Source organism: Nocardia sp. NPDC050697, from assembly GCF_040654395.1.
GTDB lineage: Bacteria > Actinomycetota > Actinomycetes > Mycobacteriales > Mycobacteriaceae > Nocardia.
In genome coordinates this window covers 57,690-82,722 of the sequence record NZ_JBFAHY010000012.1, presented here as the reverse complement: position 1 = coordinate 82,722, position 25,033 = coordinate 57,690, and the positions used below count along the sequence as shown (strand labels likewise).

The following is a 25,033-nucleotide window of genomic DNA, read 5'->3' as shown; positions in this document are numbered from 1 at the left end:
CGGTCGTGACCTCACGAGTCCTGGCAGACAGTCTTTCCGGCGCCGCCGACGTGCTGGCCTACATTCCGAGTCCCGCGCAGGGTGTCTGGCAGCTGGGGCCGTTCCCGTTGCGCGCCTACGCGCTCTGCATCATCGCGGGGATCATCGTCGCCATCTGGTGGGGTGAGCGGCGCTGGCGGGAGCGCGGGGGACAGCCCGGGGCTGTGCTCGACGTCGCCATGTTCGCGGTGCCGTTCGGGCTGATCGGCGGCAGGCTCTACCACGTCGCCACCGACTGGCAGAAGTACTTCGGGGCGGACGGGAACGCGATCGACGCGCTCAAGATCTACCAGGGCGGGCTCGGGATCTGGGGCGCGGTCGCGTTCGGCGCGGTCGGCGCCTGGATCGGGTGCCGGATCTACAAGATCCCGCTGCCCGCCTTCGGTGACGCGGTCGCGCCCGCCATCCTGCTGGCGCAGGCCATCGGGCGGCTCGGCAACTGGTTCAACCAGGAGCTGTACGGCCGGGAGACCGAGGTGCCGTGGGGGCTGGAGATCTACCGCCGGGTCGGCGACGACGGGCGGCTGGACATGATGGGCGGGGTCTCCACCGGCGTCGTCGACAAGGTGGTGCACCCGACCTTCCTCTACGAGCTGCTGTGGAATGTGCTGGTCGTGATCGCGCTGGTGTACGTGGACCGGCGGTACCGGATCGGGCACGGGCGGCTCTTCGCGCTGTACGTCGCCGGGTACAGCTTCGGGCGCTTCTTCGTCGAGCTCATGCGGGACGACGAGGCCACGCATATCGCCGGGATCCGGATCAACTCCTTCACCTCGGCGGTGGTGTTCCTGCTCGCCATCGCGTACTTCGTCTTCGCCACCAAGGGGCGGGAGACGGCGGAGCAGTTGCAGCCCGCCGCCGGGCGGCCGTGGCCGTGGCAGATCGGGGCGCTGCGCACTTTCGGCGCGGCGGGAGCTGTTCCGGGCGACCCGGACGGCGTCGGCGCTTCGGCGGATTCGGGTACCGAGGAGCCGGAGTCGGGCGACGCGACCGAGGACGCCGAGGCGAAAGACGCGACGGGGTCCGGCGACGCGAAGGAGTCGGACCTTGCCGGGGCCGAGGACGTGGCGGAGCCGGGCGACGCGAAGGGCGAGACCGTGTCTGCCGAGGCGAAGACCCCTGGGGAGAAGCCCGAACCGCCCGCGGAGTCGGCGACTTCACCCGGGATGAAGGCCACCGAAACCACCCCGGATCCCGATCTCGCGAAATCCTCGGGGGATTCCGGCAACGCCGAGGCGACCGTGCGCGATAACGGAACCGAGAGCGGCGCCGAGTCCGGCGCGACGAAATCGAGTGGTTCACGCCAGAATGACTCGTGACCGTCGCGGCTGCACGCCGCTCGGATCAGCACACGGGGCCTGAGCAAGGCGCCCGCACGACGGAGGAGGACGTGTGACCGACCCCTATCAGAGCAATCCGGGTGGCCCCCAGTACGGCCCGCCCGGCACCGGCCCCGACTTGAACAAGTCCGGTGAGCAGCCGCAGCAGCCGTACGCGCAGTCCGACCCGTACGGCCAGCAGCAGTACGGCCAGCCCCAGCAGCCGTACGGCCAGCCGCCCCAGCAGTACGGGCAGCCGCAGTACGGCCAGCCCGACCCGTACGCCAACCCCGGCGGCGCCTACCCGGCCCCCTACCCGCAGCCGCAGGGCTACAACCCGAACGACCCCGAGGCCCCGTACGGCCGCGACATCTACGGCACCCCGCTCTCGGACAAGCAGAAGCTGGTCGCCGGGTTGCTGCAGATCTTCGTCGGCTACTTCGGAGTCGGCCGCTTCTACCTCGGCTACACCACGATCGGCGTGCTCCAGGTCGTGGTCAGCGTCGTCACCTGCGGCGTCGGCGCGGTATGGCCGCTGATCGACGGAATCATGATCCTCATGGGCAAGGTGCCCGACCCCCAGGGCCGCCCCCTGCGCGACTGACCGAGCGCTGCCCCGAGACGTCATCGCGCGCGGTGACGTCTCGGTTCGTTCCCGGCCCGGGGGCGATAGGCTGAACCCCTCCGTCGAAAGGGGTCAGCCGTGCGCCGCAGGCTGTTCGCCGCCGTCCTGCTCGCCGTCCTCGCCGCCACCGGCCTGACGGCGTGTAGCAGCTCGAGCGATCCCGACGTGCTCCGGGTCGGCACCGAGGGCACCTACGCGCCCTTCAGCTTCCAGGGCACCGACGGCGCGCTGACCGGCTACGACGTCGAGATCGCGCGGGCCGTCGGGGAGAAGCTGGGCAAGCGGGTCGAGTTCGTGCAGACCCCGTGGGACGCCATCTTCGCCGGGCTGGAATCGCGCCGCTTCGACGTGGTCGCCAACCAGGTCACGGTGACCCCGGAGCGCAGCCGGAAGTACGGCATCTCCACCCCCTACACCGTCTCCGAGGGCGTCGTCGTGACCCGTTCCGACGACGACTCCATCCGCTCGCTCGCCGACCTGCGCGGCAAGACCAGCGCCCAGTCGGTGACCAGCAACTGGAACCAGGTCGCCACCGACGCGGGCGCGAAGGTGGAGGCGGTCGAGGGCTTCGTGCAGGCCGTGCAGCTGCTGAAGAACGGCCGGGTGGACGCCACCGTCAACGACAACCTCGCGGTCGCCGAGTACACCACCCGCACCGGCGACAAGGGCGTGAAGGTGGCCGCCGAGACCGGCTCCAGCACCGAGCAGGCCTTCGCCACCCGCTCCGGCGACGCGCTGCTCACCGACCTGAACCGCGCCCTCGACGAGCTGCGCGCCGACGGCACCCTGAAGCGCATCTCGGAGAAGTACTTCGGCACCGACGTCAGCGTGCCCGCGGGCAGCTGACCTCGGAATGGACGCCGCCACCAGGGAGCTGATCCTGCACAACCTGGCGCCGATGCTGCGCGCCACGGTGACCATGACGCTCCCGCTCACCGCGATCAGCTTCGCCATCGGGCTGGTGCTGGCGCTGCTGCTCGCACTGGCCAGGATGTCGCCGCTGTGGCTGCTCTCGGTGCCCGCCCGGATCTACATCTCGATCATCCGCGGCACCCCGCTGCTGGTCCAGCTCTTCATCGTGTTCTACGCGCTGCCGCAGTTCGGTGTGGTCATCGACCCGTTCCCGGCCGCGGTGATCGCGTTCAGCCTCAATGTCGGCGGCTACGCGGCCGAGGTGGTGCGGGCCGCGATCCTCTCGGTGGCGCACGGGCAGTGGGAGGCGGCCTGGGCGGTGGGGCTGCGCTACCCGCAGATCCTGCGGCTGATCATCCTGCCGCAGGCCGCCCGGATCGCCGTCCCGCCGCTCAGCAATACGCTGATCTCGCTGGTCAAGGACACCTCGCTGGCCTCGACGATCCTGGTCACCGAGCTGCTCCGCACCGCCCAGCTGGCGGCCGCGCCGACCTTCGACTTCTTCGCGCTGTACGGGGTGGCCGCGGTGTACTACTGGGTCATCTGCCTGGTGCTCGGGTTCGGCCAGACCCGGCTGGAGACGCGGCTCTCCCGGCATGTCGCCCGTTAACGAGAGTTTCACCTGCGCCGAGGAGGGGCAGGGGCGCGGGCAGGACTAGTCTCGACGCCGTGATGCGACGGACGAAGATTGTGTGCACTCTCGGACCGGCCACTGCCTCCGAGGCCCGTATTCGCGAACTCGTCGAGAGCGGCATGGACGTTGCCCGGCTGAACTTCAGCCACGGCGAGCACGCGGACCACGCCGAGAACTACAAGAAGGTGCGGCAGGCCTCCGACCTCGCCGGTCGCGCCGTCGGCATCCTCGCCGACCTACAGGGGCCCAAGATCCGGCTCGGCCGCTTCACCGAGGGCCGCACCACCTGGGCCACCGGCGAAGAGGTCCGGATCACCATCGACGAGGTCGAGGGCAGCCACGACCGGGTCTCCACCACCTACCGCGAGCTGGCCAAGGACGCCAAGGCGGGCGACCGGCTGCTGGTCGACGACGGCAAGGTCGGGCTCACCGTCACCGGGGTCGACGGCAACGACGTGATCTGCCGGGTCACCGAGGGCGGCCCGGTCTCCAACAACAAGGGCGTCTCGCTGCCCGGCATGAACGTCTCGGTGCCCGCGCTCTCCGAGAAGGACATCGAGGACCTGGAGTTCGCGCTGGAGCTCGGCGTCGACTTCATCGCGCTCTCCTTCGTGCGCTCGCCCTCCGACGTCGAGCTGGTGCACGACGTCATGGACCGGGTCGGGCGCCGGGTGCCGGTGATCGGCAAGCTGGAGAAGCCGGAGGCCATCGACAATCTGGAGGCCGTGGTGCTGGCCTTCGACGCGGTCATGGTGGCCCGCGGCGACCTCGGCGTCGAGCTGCCGCTGGAGCAGGTGCCGCTGGTGCAGAAGCGGGCCATCCAGATGGCGCGGGAGAACGCCAAGCCGGTCATCGTGGCGACCCAGATGCTGGAGTCCATGATCGAGAACTCCCGCCCGACCAGGGCCGAGGCCTCGGACGTCGCCAATGCGGTGCTGGACGGCGCGGATGCCGTCATGCTCTCCGGCGAGACCTCGGTCGGCGCCTACCCGATCGACACCGTGCGCACCATGGCGCGGATCGTGCACGCGGTGGAGTCCGAGTCCACCACGGTGCCGCCGCTGACCCACGTGCCGCGCACCAAGCGCGGCGTCATCTCCTACGCCGCGCGCGATATCGGCGAGCGGCTGAACGCCAAGGCGCTGGTCGCCTTCACCCAGTCGGGTGACACCGTGCGCCGTCTCGCCCGGCTGCACACCCCGCTGCCGCTGCTCGCCTTCACCCCGCTGCCGGAGGTGCGCAGCCAGCTCTCGCTCACCTGGGGAACGGAGACCTTCCTGGTCCCGACGGTGCACAGCACCGACGCCATGATCAAGCAGGTGGATACCGCGCTGCTCACAATGAACCGCTACCAGCGTGGTGATCTCGTGGTCATCGTGGCCGGGTCCCCGCCCGGAACCGTCGGTTCCACTAACCTCATCCACGTACACCGGATCGGTGAGGAGGACCATTAGTGAGTGACCTATCCGCTGCCATGTCCGTCCCGGCGACGGGCGGTGCGCAGCCGTGACCCCGTCGGTCCCCGGCGCGATCGAGGTCGGGACCGATCTCGCCGTGCTGCTCGACCTCCTCGATCTCGAGGAGGTCGGGGCGGACGTGTTCGTCGGGCAGCACCCGGAGAAGGTGTGGAGCCGGACCTTCGGCGGCCAGCTGGTCTCGCAGGCCATCATCGCCGCCGGCCGCACCGTCGGCGATCGCCCCGTGCACGCCGTGAACGCGCACTTCGTGCGGGGCGGCGATGTCAAGAAGCCGATCGAGTACCACGTCGAGCGGCACCGCGACGGGCGCGCCTTCGCCAACCGCACCGTCACCGCGAGCCAGGACGGCCAGGAGCTGTTCGTCATGCTCGCGGCCTTCCAGGAGTGGGGGCGCGGGCTGGAGCACGCGCACGAGCGCCCCGACGTGCCGGATCCGGAGACGCTGCCGCGCATCGAGCAGAGCTTCGCGGGGTTCGAGGACAAGCTGGAGATGTTCGTGAACGCCCCGCGGCCGATCGACCTCCGCTACACCAACGATCCGTCCTGGATCCTCAAGGGCACCGGGGAGAAGCTGAACCACAACCGGGTCTGGATGAAGGCCGACGGCACGCTGCCGGATGATCCGCTGCTGCACAACGCCACGCTCGGCTACTCCTCGGACACCACCGTGCTCGACTCCATCATCACCACGCACGGGCTCTCGTGGGGGCTGGATCGGATCGTCGCGGCGACGGTGAACCACTCGATCTGGTTCCACCGGCCGTTCCGCTTCGACGAGTGGACGCTGTACGCGACCGAGTCGCCGGTGGCGGCGGGGTCGCGCGGGCTTGCGACCGGGCGGTTCTACGCGCGCACCGGTGAGCTGCTCGCGACCACCGTGCAGGAGGGCGTGATCCGGCACTTCCCGCCGCGGCGGCCGAAGGGTTAGATCCGTTCGCGGTCGGCGTCCAGGTCGAGGTCGGTGCGCTGGGAGGCGCTGAGCGTGAACGGGATCTCCGGTTCGTCGCGCGGCGCCGCGTAGAGCGCGAGCAGCAGCGTGTGCTCCAGCGCGGCGATATCGTCGTCGGTGAGCTCGGCCGGCGCGCCGACCAGGCTCAGCGCGATCTCGTAGCTACCGCGCGTTCCCGGGTCCCGGTCCGGATTGTCGGTTCGCCACTGCGATTCCAGGGCCGCGTGCCTCGGGTCGTCGGCGTCGACCGGCAGGGTGAAGCGCCAGGCGAAGACGTCCCGCTCCGCCAGGTGTGCGTCGACCGCGTCGCGCACCGCGCGCACCACGTGGTCGAGGGTCTCGGGGGTGAGGTAGACGTGGAGCGAAACATCCGAAATCCGCTTCGGCATGCCTGATTCCTGTCCTCGGGGCGCGCCGGAACCGGCGCAGGGCTCGTCCGCGGGGAGTGTAGCGCCGAGGTTCGCGGTGCGGACCGGCACCACGCCGGAGCGGCCGCGCCCCCGTCGCGGCGGGTGGGGTCATCGCGTGCGGTTGGCGGCGAGGAAGGCCGAGAGCGGCGCCTGCGGCTGCGGCCGGATCACCAGCCCCAGCTGCGCCTCCGCCACCGGCCGGTGCTGCTCGTACGGGGCGAGCGCGAGCAGCAGCGGCACCACCGCCTCCGCGATCCGGTCGCCCACCTCGCAGTAGGACTGCGCCGAGAGCCCGATCGGGTCGGCGATGTTCTCCCGGTGCACATACGCCAGATCATGACGCGCGGCATGCAACTCGCCGATCGTCCGCGCCCCCGTGAGCTTCGCGATCCGCCGCGCCTCCAGCAGCGTGAAGCTCCGCGCGGGCGCCCCGAACCCCATCCCGCCCGCCTGATCCCGGAGCTGATCGGTCATGGCCAGGATCAGATCCGCCCGATCCACCAGCTCCGGCGTCAGCTTCCGCGCCCGGAACCCCTCCGGATCGCCGCCGAGCCCGGCGATCGTCTGCGCCGCCAGCGGCTCCACCGGAAACCCCACCAGCGCACGGGTCCCCGCGCTCTCCGCGGTGAGCCGCGGCAACTCGTAGTCGACCGCGAGGGCGCGCGTGAGCCGCTCGGCGATCGCCGAACGGCAAACGTTGCCATTGCAGACGAACAGGACGTGCATACGACAACGGTATGCAGGTCACAGCGTTGTCACGACCCCGCGCAGCGGGAAATCACACCCCGCCCGACAAGTGTTCATCCGCAGGTCGGATACCGTACACGCCCCCTCGGGAACCCCTCCGTGTCCCGGTACTCGGTGCAGAAATCCTCGAAACTCACCGTGCTCCGAGCGGCCGCACCGGGACAGCGGTCACTTCAACCGGACGACCGCCGCCGGGCTTTGGCCCGTCCGGTTGTCCACCACCCGCACACCCCGCCACGGGCAAACTTCCCGCCGAGATCCGCCGAATTGATGCGGAACGATCATTCCATCCTCGACCGGCGCCGGATGTGGCCCTGCCGGACACGCCACCCGCGCGACCTCGCTCCCCCGATACAGCACCGCCCCACACAGCGAGACCGGAATCCACGGTCCGTGCTCACACCCCTGCTCACTCCTGCTCCCCACCGATATCCCCTGTTCGTCGTGGTTGTCGAGCATGCTGACCGACAGCTTCGCGCCCTGGTCGGGGAGGTGGTGTCAAGTTTTCTGTCAGTTTGACGCGGAACAACCGAGTCCAATCGGATCATGAGCGGTATGAGCGAAAATACGGCCAGCGGTGTGGGACAGCGAGTTCGGGGGACCCGCAAACTTCGCGGCTGGACCCAGCAACGCCTTGCACAAGAAGTCGCCCGGTACTCCGACAGCGTCTCCCTGTCTCTCATCCGACAGGTCGAGCAAGGCCGCCTGCCCGCATCCCCCTCTTTCACCGCCGCCTGCGCACGAGCCCTGAAAGTGGCACCGAGTGACCTCTACGACGACATCTACCCGCGCACTACTCCGGACGAGCAGAACATGCACGCAGGCATTCCCGAGATCCGGCGTGAACTCGCCGCCTATCGCCTCCCGCCCGGCGATTCACCCATTCGGCCGTTCGCCGATCTCGCACGCGACGTCGCTCGCGCTTCACAACTACGTCATCTGGTGAAACTCGGCGACCTGGGCAGACTGCTGCCACCATTGCTGCACGACCTCCGAGCTGCCCGGTACTCCGCGACGGGCTCGGACGAAGAGCGCATCTTCGGCCTGCTCGCCGAGACGTTCGCCGCCACCTCCCAGGCTGTCTACAAACTCGGCTACACCGACCTGTCCTCGCTCGCGGTCGACCGCTACGAATGGGCAGCCGCTCGCTCCGGCGATGAACTCGCCGTCCTCGTCGGCGATTACCAGCGAGCCGGCGAACTCATCTGCGTCGCAGATTTCACCGCTGCCGAAGACCTCCTGGCAACAAGCCGCGCCCGCCTGGAAGACGAATTGCATCGCGGTGACGGGGCCACCCTGGCCACCTACGGCAACCTGCACTTGAAATCCGCCCTCGCCGCAGCGCGGTCGGGCAAACGCGACGCCGCCGACGCTCACCTGGAGGAAGCCAGGCAAATCGCGGCCCGCATCGGCACAGACCGCGACGACTACCGCCTCTGCTTCGGTCCCGCCAACGTCGCCATCTGGTCAGTAGGCCTCGCGGTCGAGCTGATGGACGGCACCGAAGCCGTCAAGCGCTCCGAGAGCCTCCGCCTGCCACCCGAAACCCCCCGTGAACGAGTCGGGCACCACTACATCGACCTCGCCCGCGGCCACCTCCTGCACGGCGACAGACAGCGTGCCTTCGCCGCCCTGCAAACCGCCAAGAAGGTCACACCCACCCAGACCCGCTACCACCCCATGGTCCGCGAAACCGTCCGCACCCTCGCGCGTCAGGAAGCGCGTGCGACGGATACCGTCCGAGGCTTCGCCGCGTGGTGCGGAGTCACCCACCTCGACTGAATTCGGATATCCGCCAATTCGGCGATCCGTTATGGCACTGCGAGGCCACCGCAGCCCGTACGCTCTCGCCATAGTCGAGCGAAAAGCGACGCCGAAGGCATGAAAAGGGCGCAGCGTGCACTGCATCCCATAGGCCCCATTGGTGCCGAGTGTGGGACTCGAACCCACACGCCCTTTCGGGCAACGGTTTTTGAGACCGTCGCGTCTGCCAGTTCCGCCAACCCGGCGCACCGTGAGCGACTATAGCCGCTGGGTGGCGCCCGGCGCGAAACGGCGGCGCGGGGCGGGGTTCGCGCAGGGTATATGGGTTGTCCGGCGCGCTGAACGGTACTCTCTACAGCACTCGCATGCGGAACCAGAGGGGTCTACCAATGAGCACTACAGCAGGGGGCGCCGGCCCGACGCGGGACACCGGTGCGAAGCGGGTGGTCGTCGCCGAGGACGAGACGCTCATCAGGATGGACCTGGTCGAGATGCTCACCGAAGAGGGCTACGAGGTGGTGGGCGAGGCGGGCGACGGGCAGCAGGCGGTGGACCTGGCGGTGGAGCAGAAGCCCGATCTGGTGATCATGGACGTCAAGATGCCGCGCCGGGACGGGATCGACGCCGCCGCCGAGATCGCGTCGAAACGTGTTGCGCCGGTGGTGATCCTGACCGCTTTCAGCCAGCGCGACCTGGTGGAGCGGGCGCGCGACGCGGGGGCGATGGCGTACCTGGTGAAGCCGTTCACCAAGTCCGACCTGGTGCCGGCCATCGAGCTGGCGGCGAGCCGCTTCCACGAGATCACCGCGCTGGAGAGCGAGGTGGCGAACCTCTCGGAGCGGCTGGAGACCCGCAAATTGGTCGAGCGCGCCAAGGGTGTGCTGATGCAGACCCAGGGGCTCTCCGAGCCGCAGGCGTTCAAGTGGATCCAGCGCACCGCGATGGATCGGCGCACCACCATGAAGGCGGTCGCGGAGGTCGTGCTGGAGAATCTCGCGCCGCAGTGATCTACGCGGCATTTTTCGATACCGCGGAGCGCGTGTCAGGGGGCTGAGCGCCGCGTCCGCGGAATCGTGGTGCGAAAAGCCCGCCGTGACGGCCGGAAATTTTACGTGCCGGAAACCTGAACTGCGAGAACAATTCGACACGAACCCGTCTCCCTGGAGCGATTGTGATGCGGATCCATCGCACCGACGCTATGTTTCTGACCGGGCTGGCGCGGTCGGCCCCCTCGGTCCGACCGGGGGAACACGGGAACGTAGAGGTGAGACGCGTGCTGAGTTCGACATGGCGAAGGCGCTCCACGCGCGGCGTGCTGGCATTCGGTGCCGTCGCCGCGCTGGTGCTGACCGGATGTGGCGACAAGTCGACGAGCGACGGTTCGGATTCGTCCGGCACCGCGGGTGCGGGCGGGTTGTCGATCCAGCCGGTGCTGCAGGTCGACGCGCAGGGCAAGGAGATCCCGAAGGCGGACGCGGCCGCGGCGGCCGATCCGGCCGGTGCGGGCGGCGCCACCTGCCCGGCGGGTACCTCGATCGCCATGGCGGGCGCGCTGACCGGCCCGGACGCGGCGCTCGGCATCAATATCGTGAACGGCGTGAAGCTCGCGCTCGACCAGCACAACAAGGCCAACCCGGGCTGCCAGATCGCGCTCAAGCAGTTCGACACCGAGGGCGACCCGCAGAAGGCTTCCCAGGTGATTCCGCAGATCGTCAACGATCCCACGGTGATCGGCCTGGTCGGCCCGGCCTTCTCCGGCGAGACCAAGGCGACCGGCCAGATCCTCAGCGACGCCGGGCTGGTCTCGGTCACCTCGTCGGCGACCAACGCCACGCTCACCGCGAACGGCTGGCAGACCTTCTTCCGCGGTCTGGCCAACGACGACGTGCAGGGCCCCTCGGTGGCGAACTACCTGGTGAACACCGCCGGGTACAAGAAGGTCTGCGTCGTGCAGGACAACACCGACTACGGCACCGGCCTGGCCAAGAGCATCACCGCCGGCCTGGGTGCCGCCGCCGACCCGGCCTGCGCCGCCAGCATCAAGAAGGGCGACAAGGACTTCTCGGCCACCGTCACCAAGATCTCGGCCGCCAAGCCGGACGCCATCTTCTACTCGGGCTACTACTCCGAGGGCGCCCCGCTGGCCCAGCAGCTGAAGTCGGGCGGCGTGGACGCGGTCTTCGTCTCCGCGGACGGCACCAACGACCCGCAGTTCGTCGCGCAGGCGGGCAGCTCGGCCAAGGGCGCGGTGCTCTCCTGCCCGTGCGGCCCGGCGCCGGAGACCTTCGCCAAGGAGTACGAGGCGCTGAACGGCCAGGCGCCGGGCGTGTACTCGGTCGAGGCCTACGACCTCACTACGATCCTCGCCAAGGGCATCGACGGCGGCGCGGTCACCAGGCCCGCCCTGCTCGACTTCGTGAAGACGTACGACGGCGCCGGCCTGGCCCGCCAGTACAAGTGGAATCCGAACGGCGAGCTGTCCAACGCGCTGATCTGGATCTACGAGGTCAAGTAGCGCCGACACCGGCGCGGCGGCACGTACGAACCCTGCCGGGGGCGTACGTGCCGCCCGCGTCCGGGGCCGATTCGGGATGGTGAAGATGAGGGCGAACTACGAATGACGACATCAACTCTGCTCGGCGCGGCCTACCTCGCCGACGGGTCGATCGACTTCAACTACGAGGGCGTGATCGACCAGTTCTGGCGGCTGACCGTCGACGGGCTGTCCTACGGCGCGATCTACGCGCTGGTCGCCGTGGGTTACACGCTGGTCTACGGCGTGCTGCGGCTGATCAACTTCGCGCACTCCGAGGTCTTCATGCTCGGGCTGTTCGGGCAGTACATCGGGCTCATGCTGCTCGGCTTCTCGCCGAGCGGTGACGTGTACTCGGAAGGCATCCTGCTCACCGTCACCTACCTCGGGCTGGCCATGCTCTTCGGCATGGCGGTCTCCGGCGCCGCCGCGGTGGGGCTGGAGCGGGTGGCCTACCGGCCGCTGCGCAGGCGCGGCGCCAAACCGCTGATCTTCCTGATCACCGCGATCGGCATGTCCTTCGTGCTGCAGGAGTTCGTGCACTTCGTGCTCCCGGAGATCTGGCCCGGGCTCGGCGGCACCAATGCCCAGCAGCCGATCATGCTGGTCGAGCCGGAGGTGCAGTTCAGCTTCTTCGGCGCGGACGTCACCAATGTGACGCTGGTGATCATCGCCGCCGCGGTGATCCTGGCGATCGCCACCGAGATCGTCATCAACCGCACCAAGTTCGGCCGCGGCATCCGCGCGGTCGCGCAGGACCCGGACACCGCCACCCTGATGGGCGTCTCCCGGGAGCGCGTCATCATGCTCACCTTCCTGATCGGCGGGGTGCTCGCCGGCGCCGCCGCGCTGCTCTACGCGCTCAAGATCCCGAACGGCATCATCTACTCCGGCGGCTTCGTGCTCGGCATCAAGGCGTTCAGCGCCGCGGTGCTCGGCGGCATCGGCAACCTGCGCGGCGCGCTGCTCGGCGGGCTGCTGCTCGGGCTCGCCGAGAACTACGGCCAGATCCTCTTCGGCACCGAGTGGCGCGACGTGGTCGCCTTCGTGGTGCTGGTGCTGGTGCTGATGTTCCGGCCGACCGGCATCCTCGGTGAGAGTCTCGGGAAGGCACGGGTATGACCGACAACGACCCGGTGACGCAGCGCCTGCCGATCCAGAAGGCGGCGCCGACGCCGCCCGCGCGCCCGATGCACGGCGTCGGCGACGCGCTGCGCTCCTGGTGGGCGGGGCTCTCCCGGCCCGCGCAGTGGGCGGTCGGCGTGCCCGCGCTGATCGTGCTCGCGCTGCTCCCGCTCTTTCCCCCGCCCTTCCTGAACACCCCCGGCACCAGCTTCGGCGGCGTCATGGCGCAGTTCGCCATGTACGCGCTGATCGCCATCGGGCTGAACGTGGTGGTCGGCCAGGCCGGGCTGCTCGACCTCGGCTACGTCGGCTTCTACGCCGTCGGCGCCTACACCGTCGGGCTGCTGACCAGCCCGAACAGCCCGTGGAACCAGACCGACGGCGGCTGGCTGAACGAGGACTGGGCCTGGCTGGCCTGCCTGCCCATCGCGGTCGCGGTGACCGCCATGTCCGGGCTGATCCTCGGCTCGCCCACGCTCCGGCTGCGCGGCGACTACCTGGCCATCGTGACGCTCGGCTTCGGCGAGATCGTCCGGCTGCTCGCCGACAACCTCGGCGACATCACCAATGGCAGCCTCGGCCTCTCCGGCATCGCCTACCCGAGGGTCGGCGAATCCGAGGAGCAGCCGAACGGCGTCTTCTCCGCGGGCAATGTCGGCGACCCGAACGCGTCGAGCCTGCTGGACAGGGCGAACTCCGGGGTCTGGTGGTTCTGGATCGGCATGATCCTGGTGATCATCGTGCTGCTGATCGTCGGCAACCTGGAGCGCAGCCGGGTCGGCCGCGCCTGGGTGGCGATCCGCGAGGACGAGGACGCCGCCGAGGTCATGGGGGTGCCCGCCTTCAAGTTCAAGCTCTGGGCCTTCATGATCGGCGCCGCCATCGGCGGGCTCTCGGGCGCGCTCTACGCGGGCCAGGTGCAGTTCATCAACCCGACCGGGTTCAACATCATCAACTCCATGCTCTTCCTCTGCGCGGTGGTGATCGGCGGGCAGGGCAACAAGCTCGGCGTGATCGTCGGCGCGTTCATCATCGTCTGGCTGCCGAACCGGCTCATGTCGGTGCAGCTGGTGGAGCAGACCGCCACCGGCTACGCGCTGCTCGCGCTCACCGTGGTGGTGCTGATCGCGGCCATCGTCGGCTGGCGGAAGTGGGCGCGGCACCAGGAGGGCGCCGGGGTGCGGTACGGCTACGCGCTCGGCTCGATCGCGGTGCTGATCGGGCTCGGTGCGGTGCTCGGCAGTGTGCTGGACTTCCAGGAGCAGGGCGCGCAGTCGCTGGGCGACTTCAAGTACCTCTTCTTCGGCATCACCCTGGTGGTGCTGATGATCTTCCGGCCGCAGGGGCTCTTCCCGGCGCGGCAGAAGCTGCTCACCTACGGCCGCCAGATCTATCAGGCCGTGCGCAAGCCGGCCGCCGGACCGATCGGAGAACAGGCATGACCGGGCCCGGCGCGGGTGACGCGCTGTTCGACAACGAGGACATGTCCGCCGGCTACCGCAAGCCGCCGGAGCCGGTGGAGTACGCGGGCGACGTCGAGGTCACGGCGGTGCTGCCGGTGCTCGCCGACCCGGACGCGGTCGCCGAGGTGGTCGCGCCGAGCCGGACCATCGACACCCCGGTGGGTGCGGCGCTGCTCCGCACCGAGGGGCTGACCGTGAAGTTCGGCGGGCTGACCGCGCTGGACAGCGTGGACTTCGAGATCCGCCGCGGCGAGATCCTCGGGCTGATCGGGCCGAACGGCGCGGGCAAGACCACCTGCTTCAACGCCATCAGCGGGGTGTACCGCCCCACCTCGGGCACGGTGTACTTCGACGGCAAGCCGCTCACCAAGACCAAGCGCAATGCCATCACCCGGCTCGGCATCGCGCGCACCTTCCAGAACATCCGGCTCTTCGGCGAGATGACCGCACTGGAGAACGTGGTGGTCGGCACCGACGCCAGGCACAAGACCTCGGTGCCGGGCGCCATCTTCCGCACCCCGCGGCACCGCCGCGAGGAGCGCGACGCCATCGAGCGCGGCATGGCGCTGCTGGAGTTCGTCGGCATCGCGCCGCGCGCGGTGGAGAAGGCGCGCAACCTCTCCTACGGCGACCAGCGCCGGCTGGAGATCGCCCGCGCGCTGGCCACCGAGCCCAAGCTGCTCTGCCTGGACGAGCCCGCCGCCGGGTTCAACCCGAGCGAGAAGTCGGCGCTCATGGAGCTGATCCGGAAGATCAGGGACGACGGCTTCACCGTGCTGCTCATCGAGCACGACATGCGGCTGGTGATGGGCGTGACCGACCGGATCGTGGTGCTGGAGTTCGGCCGCAAGATCGCCGACGGGCTGCCCGCCGAGATCCGGGAGAACCCGGACGTGATCGCGGCCTACCTCGGCGTGCCGGACGACGAAGAACAGGGGCAGTGATGGGTGACGCGGACGTGCTGCTCGAGGTCACCGACATGGTGGTGAACTACGGCAGGATCCAGGCGCTGCACGGGGTCTCGCTGCAGGTGCGGCAGGGTGAGCTGGTGACACTGCTCGGCGCCAACGGCGCGGGCAAGACCACCACCATGCGCGCGCTCTCCGGGCTGCTCCCGCTCACCGCGGGCCGGGTGATCTTCGACGGCGAGGACATCACGCACGTCAAGGCGCACGAGCGGGTGGGGCGCGGGCTCATCCAGGCGCCGGAGGGGCGCGGCGTCTTCCCCGGCATGACGGTGCTGGAGAACCTGGAGATGGGCTGCTACGCCCGGCCGTTCAAGGAGAAGGCGGAGTACGGGAAGACCCTGGACTGGGTCTTCGAGCTCTTCCCGCGGCTGGCCGAGCGGCGCAGGCAGGTCGGCGGCACGCTCTCCGGGGGCGAGCAGCAGATGCTCGCCATCGGCCGCTCGCTCATGGCCCGGCCGCGGCTGCTGCTGCTGGACGAGCCGTCGATGGGGCTCGCGCCCATGGTGATCCAGCAGATCTTCCGGATCATCGGGCAGATCAACGCCGAGGGCACCACGGTGCTGCTGGTCGAGCAGAACGCGCAGCAGGCGCTGGCGCGCAGCACCCGCGCCTACATCCTGGAGACCGGCGAGGTCACCAAGACCGGCGCGGGCCGCGAGCTGCTCACCGATCCCGCCGTGAAATCGGCGTACCTCGGCGTCGGCTGAGCCGTCGCCCCGCGGCGGAAACCCGGGCCTCACCTGGGTCTCCGCGGCGGGCGGGCCGGCGCGGCGCCCGGCGTGCGCCGGCTCCGCCGCCCGGCGGGGTGCTTGCGGCGCGCCCGGCGCTCCGCTTCCATGGATTCGGTGGTGCGGGCAACGGCGCCGACCACCACGGAGCGAGGGGGAACGATGAGCGGGCCGTGGTGGAGCCGGCCGCGCCGGTTGATCGCCCTCGCGGCGGGGGCCGCGGTGATCGGCATGGTGCTCGCCGCCGGGGTCTCCCGGCCCGCGCACCGGACCGCGGAGCCGCCGGCCGAGCTGCGCGCCGCGCGCGGCGCCCCTGCGGGCCCCGGCTTCGCGGGCGTGCTCAGCGAGGCGGGCCGCCCCGCCGGTGACGACGCGCCCCCGGTGGCCGAGCTGCCGCTGGCCGGGGTGCCGCTGCGCGCCGGGCCCGGCGCCCCCGACCCGCGCCCGGTCTTCGCGCTCGCCGACCACCCCCTGCTGGCCAGGCACGCCGGGCTCGCCCGGATCAGCTGCGAGCTGCCGCCCTGGCACGACGAACCGCGCGGCGCCGAGGCCTTCCTGCGCGCCGCGCTGGACTGCCTGGACGACAGCTGGTCGGTGACGCTGCGCAATGCCGGGCTGCCCTTCCGCCCGCCGCGGCTGGAGCTGCGCGCCGAGGGCGCCCGCACCGCGTGCCCGGATCGGCTGGCCGGCCCCGGCGACCGGCCGTTCTACTGCCCGGCCGAGGAGAGCATCGTGGTCCCGGCGGAGGCGCTGCGCCCGCTCGGCGCCGGCTCCCGCCGCGGTGCCCAGCTCGCGGCGCTCGGCCACGAGTACGGCCACCACGTGCAGCAGCTGGTCGGCGTGGTGCGCGCCTACTCCGACGCGCGCACCGCGGCGGGCTGGAGCTCCGAGCGCGGGCAGGAGCAGAGCCGCAGACTCGACCTGCAGGCGTGGTGCTTCGCCGGCATGTTCCTCGGCACCAACCACGGCCGCGGCGATATCGACCACCGCACCTGGGAGGAGGCCGCGAGCGCGGTGCGGGCCGGCGGTGACCGGCCCGGCGAGCCGCGGCTGCTCGGCAGCCAGGAGTCGGTGTGGGGCTGGTGGCGCTGGGGCTCCGACACCGGCGACACCTGGGAGTGCAACAGCTGGTACGCCGCCGCGGCGCACGTCGGCTGAGCCGCGCGGGTCCCGGCCGCCGATGTCGGAGCCGGTCCCTAGACTCACCGGTGTGACTTCACCGACCACGCAGCCAGCCACCTCCGCCGCCCCCGCGACCGCGGGTGGTGACCGGCCGACGCTGCTGCTGCTGGACGGGCACTCCATCGCCTACCGGGCCTTCTTCGCGCTGCCCGCGGAGAACTTCAAGACCGTCACCGGGCAGACCACGAACGCCGTCTACGGCTTCACCGCCATGCTCATCAACCTGCTCCGCGACGAGAAGCCGACGCACGTGGCGGCCGCCTTCGACGTCTCCCGCGCCACCTTCCGCACCGAGGCGTACCCCGAGTACAAGGCCAATCGCAGCGCCACCCCGGACGAGTTCCGCGGCCAGGTGGAGCTGACCAAGGACGTGCTCGGCGCGATGGGCATCCCGGTGATGGCGATCGAGGGGTACGAGGCCGACGACGTGATCGCCACCATCACCACCCAGGCGCTGCGCGACGGCTTCCGGGTCCTCGTCGTCACCGGCGACCGCGATGCCATCCAGCTGGTGAACGACGACGTCACGGTGCTCTACCCGCGCAAGGGCGTCTCCGACCTGACCCGCTTCACCCCCGGCGAGGTGCAGGCCAAGTACGGCCTCACCCCGGCCCAGTACCCGGACTACGCGGCGCTGCGCGGCGACCCGAGCGACAACCTGCCCGGCATCCCCGGCGTCGGCGAGAAGACCGCCGCCAAGTGGATCCGCGAGTTCGGCGACCTGACCGCGCTGGTCGACCGGGTGGACGAGGTCAAGGGCAAGGTCGGCGACGCACTCCGCGCCAACCTGAGCGGCGTGGTGCTGAACCGGCAGCTCACCGAGCTGGTCAAGGACGTCCCGCTGCCGTACACCCCGGAGCAGCTGGCGCAGGCGCCGTGGGATCGGAACAAGATCCACCAGCTCTTCGACGACCTGGAGTTCCGGGTGCTGCGCGACCGGCTCTTCGAGACGCTGGCCCCGCCGGAGCCGGAGGCCGAGTCCGGCTTCGAGATCAGCGGCGGCGCGCTGGAGGTCGGTGCGGTCGGGGAGTGGCTCGCCGAGCACGCGAAGGCCGGTGCCAGGCACGGCCTCTCGGTGGTCGGCAGCGGCAGCCCGGCCGCCGGCGACGTGCGGGCGCTCGCCATCGCCGCGGCCGACGGCGAGGGCGGCTACATCGACACCACGGTGCTCACCCCCGACGACGAGGCCGCGCTCGGCGCCTGGCTGGCCGACCCCGAGGTGCCCAAGGCGCTGCACGAGGCGAAGGCCGCCATGCACGCGCTGCGCGGCCGCGGCTGGCGGCTCGGCGGGCTCGCCACCGACACCGCGCTCGCCGCCTACCTGGTGCGGCCGGGCCAGCGCAGCTTCAACCTGGACGATCTCTCGCTGCGCTACCTGCGCCGCGAGCTGCGCGCCGAGGTGGACGAGACCCCGCAGCTCTCGCTGCTCGACGAGGAGAACGCGGCCGACGCCGAGCTGGCCATGGCCGAGATGCTGCGCGCCCGCGCCGTCGCCGACCTGGCCGACGCGCTGGACGAGGAGCTGGCGAAGATCGAGTCGGTGCCGCTGCTCACCGAGATGGAGCTGCCGCTGCTCGGCGTGCTCGCCACCCTGGAGGAGTCCGGCATCGCGGTCGACACCGACCAGCTCGGCACGCTGCAGCGCACCTTCGCGGACAAGGTCACCGATGCCGCCGAGGCGGCATACGGGGTGATCGGCAAGCAGATCAACCTCGGCTCGCCCAAGCAGCTGCAGGTGGTGCTCTTCGACGAGCTGGACATGCCGAAGACCAAGCGCACCAAGACCGGCTACACCACCGACGCCGACGCGCTGGAATCGCTCTTCGAGAAGACCGAGCACCCCTTCCTGGAGCACCTGCTGGCGCACCGCGACGCCACCCGGCTCAAGGTCACGGTGGACGGGCTGCTCAAGTCGGTGGCCGACGACGGCCGCATCCACACCACCTTCAACCAGACCATCGCCGCCACCGGCCGGCTGTCATCGACCGAGCCGAACCTGCAGAACATCCCGATCCGCACCGACACCGGCAGGCAGATCCGCGACACCTTCGTGGTCGGCCCCGGCTACGCCGAGCTGATGACCGCCGACTACAGCCAGATCGAGATGCGGATCATGGCGCACCTCTCCGGCGACGAGGGGCTGATCGAGGCCTTCAACTCCGGCGAGGACCTGCACACCTTCGTGGCCTCGAAGGCCTTCGACATCCCGATCTCCGAGGTGCACCCGGAGATGCGGCGGCGGATCAAGGCCATGTCCTACGGGCTGGCCTACGGGCTCAGCGCCTTCGGCCTCTCCGCGCAGCTCAAGATCAGCACCGCCGAGGCCAAGGAGCAGATGGAGACCTACTTCGCCCGCTTCGGCCGGATCCGGGACTACCTGTACGAGGTCGTGGAGCAGGCCCGCAAGGTCGGCTACACGCAGACGCTCTTCGGCCGCCGCCGCTACCTGCCCGACCTGGACACCAGCAACCGGCAGCGCCGCGAGGCCGCCGAGCGGATGGCGCTGAACGCGCCGATCCAGGGCACCGCCGCCGACATCATCAAGGTCGCCATGATCAATGTGCACAATGCCGTCGAGGCGGCCGGGCTGCGCTCCCGGATGCTGCTGCAGATCCACGACGAGCTGGTCTTCGAGGTCGCCGAGGGCGAGCGGGAAGAGCTGGAGCGGCTGGCGCGGGAGGAGATGTCGGCGGTCATCGAGATGTCGGTGCCGCTGGACGTCTCGGTCGGCACCGGGCGCAGCTGGAACGCCGCCGCGCACTGACTCCCCTTCGCCGCCTGCGAACCAAGTGTTGCGATCAGGGTGAGTCGTACCGGGGCCTTCGCTGAGGGGTAGCTCTACGGTGGGCCGTGTCATATGAGCGTTCCCGCATACGAGTGCGAAGGATTCTTCCGCATGACCGTCACCGATCAGCTGCTCGAGAACAACGCCGCCTACGCCGCGACCTTCACCGGCCCGCTCCCGCTGCCCCCCGCCAAGGGCGTTGCCGTGCTGGCCTGCATGGATGCCAGGATCAACGTCTACGGCGTGCTCGGCCTGAACGAGGGTGAGGCGCACGTCATCCGCAATGCGGGCGGCGTCGTCACCGCGGACGAGATCCGGTCGCTGGCGATCAGCCAGCGGCTGCTCGGCACCCGCGAGATCATCCTCATCCACCACACCGACTGCGGCATGCTCACCTTCACCGACGACGACTTCAAGAAGTCGATCCAGGACGAGGTCGGTATCAAGCCGGAGTGGGCGGCGGAGGCATTCGGCGATCTGGACGCCGACGTGCGGCAGTCCATCGCGCGGATCAAGGCGAGCCCCTATGTGCCGCACAAGGACTCGATCCGCGGCTTCGTCTTCGACGTGGCCTCGGGCAAGCTGAACGAGGTGCTCGAGGCCGCCTGAGCGCCGTCGGCGCCACGGGCCCGCGCGAGTTCGCGCTCGCGCGGGCCCGCGCCCGTCAGAACTCCAGCACGCCCCGCGCGGGCCATGCCCCCTCGGCGCGGTGCTGCTGCACCACCCGCACCCAGACCTGCCAGGCCGCCGTCCCGGCCGGCTGGTAGCGGTTGGTGTCCAGGTCCAGGGTGAGCTCGAAATCCTCGTCCGGTTCCGGCGAGCGGCCGGTGCTGCGGGCCGCGACCAGGTACCGGGCCGAGCGGTCGTCGCCGTTGCCGAGCTCGTACTCGACCCGCCAGCGCACCGGGTGGATGCGCACCCCGCGCGGCTCCCGGCCGCCCTCGCCCGCCGCGCTGTAATCGGCGGCCACCTCGTACTCGCCGAGCGCGGTGTACTCGTAGACCTCCCCACTGCCGGAGTCGACCACGAAGCGCACCGCCGCCGCCTCCTCGGGCAACGGCGTGCAGACCCAACCGCGTTCGAAGGGCACCGATCGGAAGGTCAGCCCCGGGCCGAGGATCTCCGTCAGATGGTGTTCGGCGCGCACAGTGTCATCGGTCGGCTGGATCATGCTCGCTCTTCTCTTCCCCCGCGGCCTGGCCCGCGAAAGCGATTCGCGGACTTCTTCTTTCGGCACGACGCCGGCTGCGCCGTCCGACATGGGTTTGGACGCGCGATGTGAACCTGCGGTTCCCCACTGTGACCGGGGCGACGTTCATCCCGGGTGGCGCATGAGTTGCGGGGGTCCGGGCGGCCGGAGCGGACCGCGCGGTCCTCATGCACACCGCGCACCGCCGCCGAGTCTGCGTGACCCGGCGCACAGCACCCGCCGTGAGCTGCGCGAATACTACTTATGGGTAGCGGCGACACCGGGTGTTAACGCGGTTGCCATCGCCGGACGACATCCCTATTGTGAAAGCCGTGCCGTACCCCGCCCGCCACCGCGCCGCAGCGCTCGATATCGCAGACCGCGATCGCGCCGCGCGCATTCCGCTCACCGCGATGGTGGCGCGGCGACTTCTCGTAGTAGCTCGCCGTAGCGAGGTCTGATCCGGACCAGCCCCCTCGCTGCGGGCTTCCTCGAACGTTACTGCTGGTCACCCCTGTTTCATTCGGACATACTCCCCGGGAAGACCAAAACCTGCCATGACCATGTTGACTCTCGACATCGATACGTTCCGGACCGCCGCCCCCGCCGCCCTGCGCGCCGAGTGTGCCGGTCTCACCGACTCCGACTTCCAGGATCGCTACTGCGGCGAGCAGGGCCCGATCCGGCTCGGCGACTGGTCGCCGGCGGACAGCCGCAGCGCCTGCTTCACCGCCACCCTCGAATTCGCCGACCGGCTGCGCAGCGTGGTCGCCACCGGCAGCCCGGTGGCCGCGCTCACCTCGGCGCTCTACAGCGAGGGGTACCCGGTCGAGATCCTGCAGTTCCACCAGCGCGGCACCGCCGCCGGGACCGCGACCTTCGTGCGCTGCGAGCTGAACGGCCGCAGGGGCTGGGGCGCCGCGCTCGCCGACGACGGCCTCGAATCCACGGTCCGCGCCATGATCGCGGGCGTGAACGGGCTCGGCGCCTGACCGGCGTCTCCCGGAACGAACCGAGGGCCGCTCACGGATCGTGAGCGGCCCTCGTCGTCGGTTCGCGCGCTACTCGGCGGGCTGCTGCTCCGCGAGCTGCTTGCGCACCTCGTCCATGTCCAGCGCCTTCACCTGGGAGACCAGGTCCTCCAGCGCGGCCGGGGGCAGCGCGCCGGGCTGCGCGAAGACCAGCACGCCCTCGCGGAACGCCATGATGGTCGGGATCGAGCGGATGTTGGCGGCGGCGGCGAGGCTCTGCTCGGCCTCGGTGTCCACCTTGCCGTGCACCACGTCGGGGTGCTTGTCCGCGGACGCCTCGAAGGTGGGGGCGAAGCTCTTGCACGGGCCGCACCACGAGGCCCAGAAATCGACGAGTACCACGTCGTTCCCGGTCACAACCTCGTCGAAGTTCTGCTGGGTCAGCGTCTGGGTGGCCATGTCGTCCTCTCGTTGCGGTTGCCTGCTGTAACGCGGGGCTGCTGTTCTATGTTCCACGGACAGTCCACTCGCGGCGCCGATCGCCGTCCCATCGGCGAATACCCACGACCGTCGCCGGGGAATCACCGTCGGCGGCGATCAGGGTGATCGCCGCGCCGAGCCGCTCCGGCGGCAGCCGCCTGCCGAGCGTGACGTGCGGGGTCCAGCCGTCCGGCCGGACGTGCGCCGGAACGCCGGGATCGGCGCCGAGCGCGGCGTGCACCCGGCGGTGCAGCGCGAGCAGCGCCCCGGTCGCGATCACCAGCCGGACCAGGATCAGCCGGTGGGTGCCGAAGACGACCGGGCTGCCGAGCGTGATCGGGAACGGCTCGAACTCCAGCTCGCCCAGCGCGGCCTCGGCCTCCGGGGCCAGCTCGGCGGCGACCGCGACGGTGATGTGCGGCCGGTTCGAGGCCCCGGTGTGCGCGGCCTGGCTCGGCAGCCCGGCCGCGGCGAGCGCCGCCCACTGCGCCCGCACCGCGGCCTCGGCCGCCGCGTCCAGCAGCAGTTCGACGGACTGCACCATGATCGTCCGACGGTAACCGACCCCGCGGCGCCGCGCGCCGGAACCGCGCGCCACGATGAACGGGTGAGCGGAAGCACGGAGGGCGGGCTGCGGCTCGGCGTACTGGACGGCGACGGCATCGGGCCGGAGGTGGTGGCGGCCACCACCGCCGTGGTCGACGCGGCGCTGGCCGCGGCGGGGGCACCGCCGGTGGAGTGGGTGCCGCTGCCGTTCGGGCGCGCCGCGCTGGACGAGTTCGGCGACGCGGTGCCGGAGCGCACGCTGCGCGAGCTGGAGCGGCTGGACGCCTGGATCCTCGGCCCGCACGACAACGCCTCCTACCCCGGCGGGCACGCCGACCCGCCGAGCGGGCGGATCCGCAGGCACTTCCGGCTCTTCGCCAATATCCGCCCGGCCAAGGCGTTCCCGGGGGTGCGCGCGGCGGCGCCCGATATCGACCTGGTGATCGTGCGGGAGAACACCGAGGGCTTCTACGCCGACCGGAACATGGCGATCGGCTCGGGCGAGTTCGCCCCGACGCCGGATGTCGCGCTCTCGGTGGGGCTGATCACCAGGGCGGGCAGCACCGCCATCGCGCACGAGGCGTTCCGGCTGGCCAGGGCGCGGCGCGAGCGGCTCACCATCGTGCACAAGGCCAATGTGCTCCCGCTGACCATGGGGCTCTTCCGCACGGTCTGCTACGAGGTCGCCGCGGAGTACCCGGACGTCACGGTGGCGGACGAGCACGTGGACGCCGCCGCGGCGCACCTGGTGCGCGCCCCGGCCGATTACGACGTGCTGGTGACCGAGAACCTGTTCGGCGACATCCTCTCCGATCTCGCCGGTGAGCTGAGCGGATCGCTCGGCATCGCGCCCTCGGTGAACTGTTCGGCGCGCAAGGCCATGGCGCAGGCGGTGCACGGCGCCGCGCCGGACATCGCGGGCCGCGGCATCGCCAATCCGGTTGCGCTGCAGGGCAGTGCTGCGCTGTTGCTGCGGCGGCTGGGGGAGCGCGGCGCCGATCCGCTGGTCCAGACCGCGGCCGGTGCGCTGGAGCGGGCGCTCGCCGCGGCGCTGGCCTCCGGGGTGGCCACCCCCGATCTCGGCGGCACCGCGACCACCAGCGAATTCACCGCGGCGGTGCGGAGCGGGCTCGGCGCGCCGTAGTGCCGGTGGCGGGAACCCCCGGCATTAATGTTCGGTTACTGTGCCCACACGGACGGTGCCGGTCGCCTAGATTTGCCGAACGGGCGGTGCCGCCCGGGTAGTGCGATTCCGACGTGTGTGGAGGTCCGCTGTGGCGGTTCGATCGGTGCTCGGCAGGCGTGCCCTGCGGGTGATGTGCGTGCTCGCCGGTGGCGCGCTCGTCCTGACCGGGTGTACCAGCAATACCGAGGACGGCGGCGCCGGGAGCGACGCGGAGAAGGTGCAGGTCGACAAGGTCGACGCCATCGCCGCACAGCTGCCGGAGAAGCAGAAGCAGGCGGGCAAGCTGGTGATCGGGGTGAACGTCCCCTACCAGCCGAACGAGTACAAGGACGCCTCCGGGAAGATCGTCGGCTTCGACGTCGACCTGATGAACGCCGTGACCGGGGTGCTCGGCATCCAGGCCGAGTACGTGGAGTCCGCCTTCGAGAAGATCATCCCGGCCATCCAGGCGGGCACCTACGACGTCGGGATGAGCTCGATCACCGACTCCAAGGAGCGCGAGCAGCAGGTGGACTTCACCACCTACTTCAACGCGGGCATCCAGTGGGCGCAGCAGACCGGCAAGCCGATCGACCCGGAGAACGCCTGCGGCAAGCGGGTCGCGGTGCAGGCCACCACCGTCGAGCACACCGACGAGATGCCGGCCAAGAGCGCCGCCTGCGTGGCCGCGGGCAAGCCCGCCATCGATATCCAGGCCTTCGACGAGCAGAGCCAGGCCACCAACGCGCTGGTGCTCGGCCAGGTGGACGCCATGTCCGCCGATTCGCCGGTCACCGCGTACGCCATCAAGCAGGGCGGCGGCAAGATCGAGCCGGCCGGCTCGGTCTTCGACTCCGCACCGTACGGCTGGGCCGTGCCGAAGGGCTCGCCGCTGGCGGCCGCGCTGCAGAAGGCGGTGCAGCACCTGATCGACAATGGCCAGTACAAGACCATCACCGAGAACTGGGGTGTGCAGGACGGCGCCATCACCACCTCGGTGATCAACGGCGCGACGAACTGA

24 protein-coding genes and 1 tRNA gene are annotated in these 25,033 nt (G+C 70.4%); 19 read left to right on the top strand and 6 right to left on the bottom strand.

Features of this window, described 5'->3' with window-relative positions; genetic code table 11:
• The first annotated feature begins 5 nt into the window (after positions 1-5).
• The 6 genes from lgt to AB0H71_RS31165 all read left to right on the top strand — a co-directional run bounded on the left by lgt (position 6) and on the right by AB0H71_RS31165 (position 5,935).
• On the top strand, positions 6-1,358 hold the full coding sequence (lgt, locus tag AB0H71_RS31190) for a prolipoprotein diacylglyceryl transferase (RefSeq protein WP_357028139.1): 1,353 nt from the start codon (positions 6-8) through the stop codon (positions 1,356-1,358).
• Between the two features lie 73 nt (positions 1,359-1,431).
• Positions 1,432-1,962: a TM2 domain-containing protein gene (locus tag AB0H71_RS31185; protein WP_357028136.1), complete on the top strand. Its 531-nt coding sequence runs from the start codon at positions 1,432-1,434 to the stop codon at positions 1,960-1,962.
• Between the two features lie 99 nt (positions 1,963-2,061).
• The gene (locus AB0H71_RS31180) at positions 2,062-2,829 is read left to right on the top strand and encodes an amino acid ABC transporter substrate-binding protein (RefSeq protein ID WP_357028133.1); all 768 of its coding nucleotides are present in this window, start codon (positions 2,062-2,064) and stop codon (positions 2,827-2,829) included.
• Positions 2,830-2,836: 7 nt separating this feature from the next.
• On the top strand, positions 2,837-3,505 hold the full coding sequence (locus AB0H71_RS31175) for an amino acid ABC transporter permease (protein WP_357028130.1): 669 nt from the start codon (positions 2,837-2,839) through the stop codon (positions 3,503-3,505).
• A 59-nt stretch (positions 3,506-3,564) separates the two neighbouring features.
• On the top strand, positions 3,565-4,983 hold the full coding sequence (pyk, locus tag AB0H71_RS31170) for a pyruvate kinase (RefSeq protein ID WP_357028127.1): 1,419 nt from the start codon (positions 3,565-3,567) through the stop codon (positions 4,981-4,983).
• Positions 4,984-5,035: 52 nt separating this feature from the next.
• Positions 5,036-5,935 (top strand): acyl-CoA thioesterase II, encoded by a 900-nt coding sequence (locus AB0H71_RS31165; RefSeq protein ID WP_357028125.1) that lies wholly within the window; start codon positions 5,036-5,038, stop codon positions 5,933-5,935.
• Here AB0H71_RS31165 and AB0H71_RS31160 read toward each other — a convergent pair.
• Entirely contained in the window at positions 5,932-6,345 is a 414-nt protein-coding gene (locus tag AB0H71_RS31160; RefSeq protein ID WP_357028122.1) for a hypothetical protein, read from the bottom strand. The two genes, AB0H71_RS31165 and AB0H71_RS31160, sit on opposite strands and share 4 nt — an antisense overlap.
• 129 nt (positions 6,346-6,474) lie before the next feature.
• On the bottom strand, positions 6,475-7,092 hold the full coding sequence (locus tag AB0H71_RS31155; RefSeq protein WP_357028119.1) for a low molecular weight phosphatase family protein: 618 nt from the start codon (positions 7,090-7,092) through the stop codon (positions 6,475-6,477).
• 567 nt (positions 7,093-7,659) lie between these two features.
• Here AB0H71_RS31155 and AB0H71_RS31150 point away from each other — a divergent pair.
• Positions 7,660-8,895: a helix-turn-helix transcriptional regulator gene (locus AB0H71_RS31150; RefSeq protein ID WP_357028116.1), complete on the top strand. Its 1,236-nt coding sequence runs from the start codon at positions 7,660-7,662 to the stop codon at positions 8,893-8,895.
• Between the two features lie 140 nt (positions 8,896-9,035).
• Here the strand turns inward: AB0H71_RS31150 and AB0H71_RS31145 are convergent.
• Positions 9,036-9,122, bottom strand: a tRNA-Leu gene (locus tag AB0H71_RS31145).
• Between the two features lie 144 nt (positions 9,123-9,266).
• Here AB0H71_RS31145 and AB0H71_RS31140 point away from each other — a divergent pair.
• The 9 genes from AB0H71_RS31140 (at position 9,267) to AB0H71_RS31100 (ending at position 20,270) form a co-directional block, all read left to right on the top strand.
• Positions 9,267-9,884: an ANTAR domain-containing response regulator gene (locus AB0H71_RS31140; protein ID WP_067655508.1), complete on the top strand. Its 618-nt coding sequence runs from the start codon at positions 9,267-9,269 to the stop codon at positions 9,882-9,884.
• Positions 9,885-10,189: 305 nt separating this feature from the next.
• Positions 10,190-11,392 carry a branched-chain amino acid ABC transporter substrate-binding protein gene (locus AB0H71_RS31135; protein ID WP_357028396.1) on the top strand — a complete coding sequence of 401 codons (1,203 nt, stop codon included), beginning with the start codon at positions 10,190-10,192 and terminating at the stop codon, positions 11,390-11,392.
• 102 nt (positions 11,393-11,494) lie between these two features.
• Positions 11,495-12,532, top strand: a complete 1,038-nt coding sequence (locus AB0H71_RS31130) for a branched-chain amino acid ABC transporter permease (protein WP_357028113.1) — start codon at positions 11,495-11,497, stop codon at positions 12,530-12,532.
• 68 nt (positions 12,533-12,600) lie between these two features.
• Positions 12,601-13,977: a branched-chain amino acid ABC transporter permease gene (locus tag AB0H71_RS31125; protein WP_357028393.1), complete on the top strand. Its 1,377-nt coding sequence runs from the start codon at positions 12,601-12,603 to the stop codon at positions 13,975-13,977.
• Positions 13,974-14,942 carry an ABC transporter ATP-binding protein gene (locus AB0H71_RS31120; protein ID WP_357028110.1) on the top strand — a complete coding sequence of 323 codons (969 nt, stop codon included), beginning with the start codon at positions 13,974-13,976 and terminating at the stop codon, positions 14,940-14,942. Before AB0H71_RS31125 ends, AB0H71_RS31120 begins: the two co-directional genes overlap by 4 nt.
• The gene (locus AB0H71_RS31115; protein ID WP_357028107.1) at positions 14,942-15,673 is read left to right on the top strand and encodes an ABC transporter ATP-binding protein; all 732 of its coding nucleotides are present in this window, start codon (positions 14,942-14,944) and stop codon (positions 15,671-15,673) included. The genes AB0H71_RS31120 and AB0H71_RS31115 overlap by 1 nt, the downstream gene beginning before the upstream one ends.
• 183 nt (positions 15,674-15,856) lie before the next feature.
• Positions 15,857-16,852: a neutral zinc metallopeptidase gene (locus tag AB0H71_RS31110; protein ID WP_357028104.1), complete on the top strand. Its 996-nt coding sequence runs from the start codon at positions 15,857-15,859 to the stop codon at positions 16,850-16,852.
• 52 nt (positions 16,853-16,904) lie between these two features.
• The gene (polA, locus tag AB0H71_RS31105) at positions 16,905-19,640 is read left to right on the top strand and encodes a DNA polymerase I (RefSeq protein ID WP_357028101.1); all 2,736 of its coding nucleotides are present in this window, start codon (positions 16,905-16,907) and stop codon (positions 19,638-19,640) included.
• Positions 19,641-19,772: 132 nt separating this feature from the next.
• Complete coding sequence (locus AB0H71_RS31100; protein ID WP_357028098.1) at positions 19,773-20,270, top strand: carbonic anhydrase; 498 nt, start codon at positions 19,773-19,775, stop codon at positions 20,268-20,270.
• 55 nt (positions 20,271-20,325) lie between these two features.
• Here the strand turns inward: AB0H71_RS31100 and AB0H71_RS31095 are convergent, their stop codons facing one another.
• On the bottom strand, positions 20,326-20,832 hold the full coding sequence (locus AB0H71_RS31095) for a hypothetical protein (RefSeq protein WP_357028095.1): 507 nt from the start codon (positions 20,830-20,832) through the stop codon (positions 20,326-20,328).
• Positions 20,833-21,407: 575 nt separating this feature from the next.
• Here AB0H71_RS31095 and AB0H71_RS31090 point away from each other — a divergent pair.
• Entirely contained in the window at positions 21,408-21,842 is a 435-nt protein-coding gene (locus AB0H71_RS31090; protein WP_357028092.1) for a 2-keto-3-deoxygluconate kinase, read from the top strand.
• Positions 21,843-21,911: 69 nt separating this feature from the next.
• On the opposite strand, the gene trxA is transcribed toward AB0H71_RS31090, so the two are convergent.
• Both trxA and AB0H71_RS31080 read right to left on the bottom strand, forming a co-directional pair.
• On the bottom strand, positions 21,912-22,280 hold the full coding sequence (gene trxA, locus AB0H71_RS31085) for a thioredoxin (protein ID WP_067655533.1): 369 nt from the start codon (positions 22,278-22,280) through the stop codon (positions 21,912-21,914).
• Positions 22,281-22,326: 46 nt separating this feature from the next.
• The gene (locus AB0H71_RS31080; protein WP_357028089.1) at positions 22,327-22,845 is read right to left on the bottom strand and encodes a 2'-5' RNA ligase family protein; all 519 of its coding nucleotides are present in this window, start codon (positions 22,843-22,845) and stop codon (positions 22,327-22,329) included.
• Positions 22,846-22,908: 63 nt separating this feature from the next.
• Here AB0H71_RS31080 and AB0H71_RS31075 point away from each other — a divergent pair, with 63 nt between their 5' ends.
• Entirely contained in the window at positions 22,909-23,991 is a 1,083-nt protein-coding gene (locus tag AB0H71_RS31075; RefSeq protein ID WP_357028086.1) for an isocitrate/isopropylmalate family dehydrogenase, read from the top strand.
• 172 nt (positions 23,992-24,163) lie between these two features.
• A complete protein-coding gene (locus tag AB0H71_RS31070; protein WP_357028391.1) occupies positions 24,164-25,033 on the top strand; it encodes an ABC transporter substrate-binding protein in 870 nt (289 codons plus the stop codon).

Excerpts from the sequence above, each read along its gene's own strand:
- AB0H71_RS31125 (WP_357028393.1), top strand. The coding sequence starts at position 12,601 with ATGCACGGCGTCGGCGACGCGCTGCGCTCCTGGTGGGCGGGGCTCTCC.
- AB0H71_RS31110 (WP_357028104.1), top strand. The coding sequence starts at position 15,857 with ATGAGCGGGCCGTGGTGGAGCCGGCCGCGCCGGTTGATCGCCCTCGCG.
- AB0H71_RS31155 (WP_357028119.1), bottom strand. The coding sequence starts at position 7,092 with ATGCACGTCCTGTTCGTCTGCAATGGCAACGTTTGCCGTTCGGCGATC.
- AB0H71_RS31175 (WP_357028130.1), top strand. The coding sequence starts at position 2,837 with ATGGACGCCGCCACCAGGGAGCTGATCCTGCACAACCTGGCGCCGATG.
- AB0H71_RS31140 (WP_067655508.1), top strand. The coding sequence starts at position 9,267 with ATGAGCACTACAGCAGGGGGCGCCGGCCCGACGCGGGACACCGGTGCG.
- AB0H71_RS31100 (WP_357028098.1), top strand. The coding sequence starts at position 19,773 with ATGACCGTCACCGATCAGCTGCTCGAGAACAACGCCGCCTACGCCGCG.
- AB0H71_RS31130 (WP_357028113.1), top strand. The coding sequence starts at position 11,495 with ATGACGACATCAACTCTGCTCGGCGCGGCCTACCTCGCCGACGGGTCG.
- AB0H71_RS31120 (WP_357028110.1), top strand. The coding sequence starts at position 13,974 with ATGACCGGGCCCGGCGCGGGTGACGCGCTGTTCGACAACGAGGACATG.
- AB0H71_RS31115 (WP_357028107.1), top strand. The coding sequence starts at position 14,942 with ATGGGTGACGCGGACGTGCTGCTCGAGGTCACCGACATGGTGGTGAAC.
- AB0H71_RS31080 (WP_357028089.1), bottom strand. The coding sequence starts at position 22,845 with ATGGTGCAGTCCGTCGAACTGCTGCTGGACGCGGCGGCCGAGGCCGCG.
- trxA (WP_067655533.1), bottom strand. The coding sequence starts at position 22,280 with ATGGCCACCCAGACGCTGACCCAGCAGAACTTCGACGAGGTTGTGACC.
- AB0H71_RS31090 (WP_357028092.1), top strand. The coding sequence starts at position 21,408 with ATGACCATGTTGACTCTCGACATCGATACGTTCCGGACCGCCGCCCCC.
- AB0H71_RS31150 (WP_357028116.1), top strand. The coding sequence starts at position 7,660 with ATGAGCGGTATGAGCGAAAATACGGCCAGCGGTGTGGGACAGCGAGTT.
- AB0H71_RS31160 (WP_357028122.1), bottom strand. The coding sequence starts at position 6,345 with ATGCCGAAGCGGATTTCGGATGTTTCGCTCCACGTCTACCTCACCCCC.
- AB0H71_RS31095 (WP_357028095.1), bottom strand. The coding sequence starts at position 20,832 with ATGATCCAGCCGACCGATGACACTGTGCGCGCCGAACACCATCTGACG.
- AB0H71_RS31070 (WP_357028391.1), top strand. The coding sequence starts at position 24,164 with ATGTGCGTGCTCGCCGGTGGCGCGCTCGTCCTGACCGGGTGTACCAGC.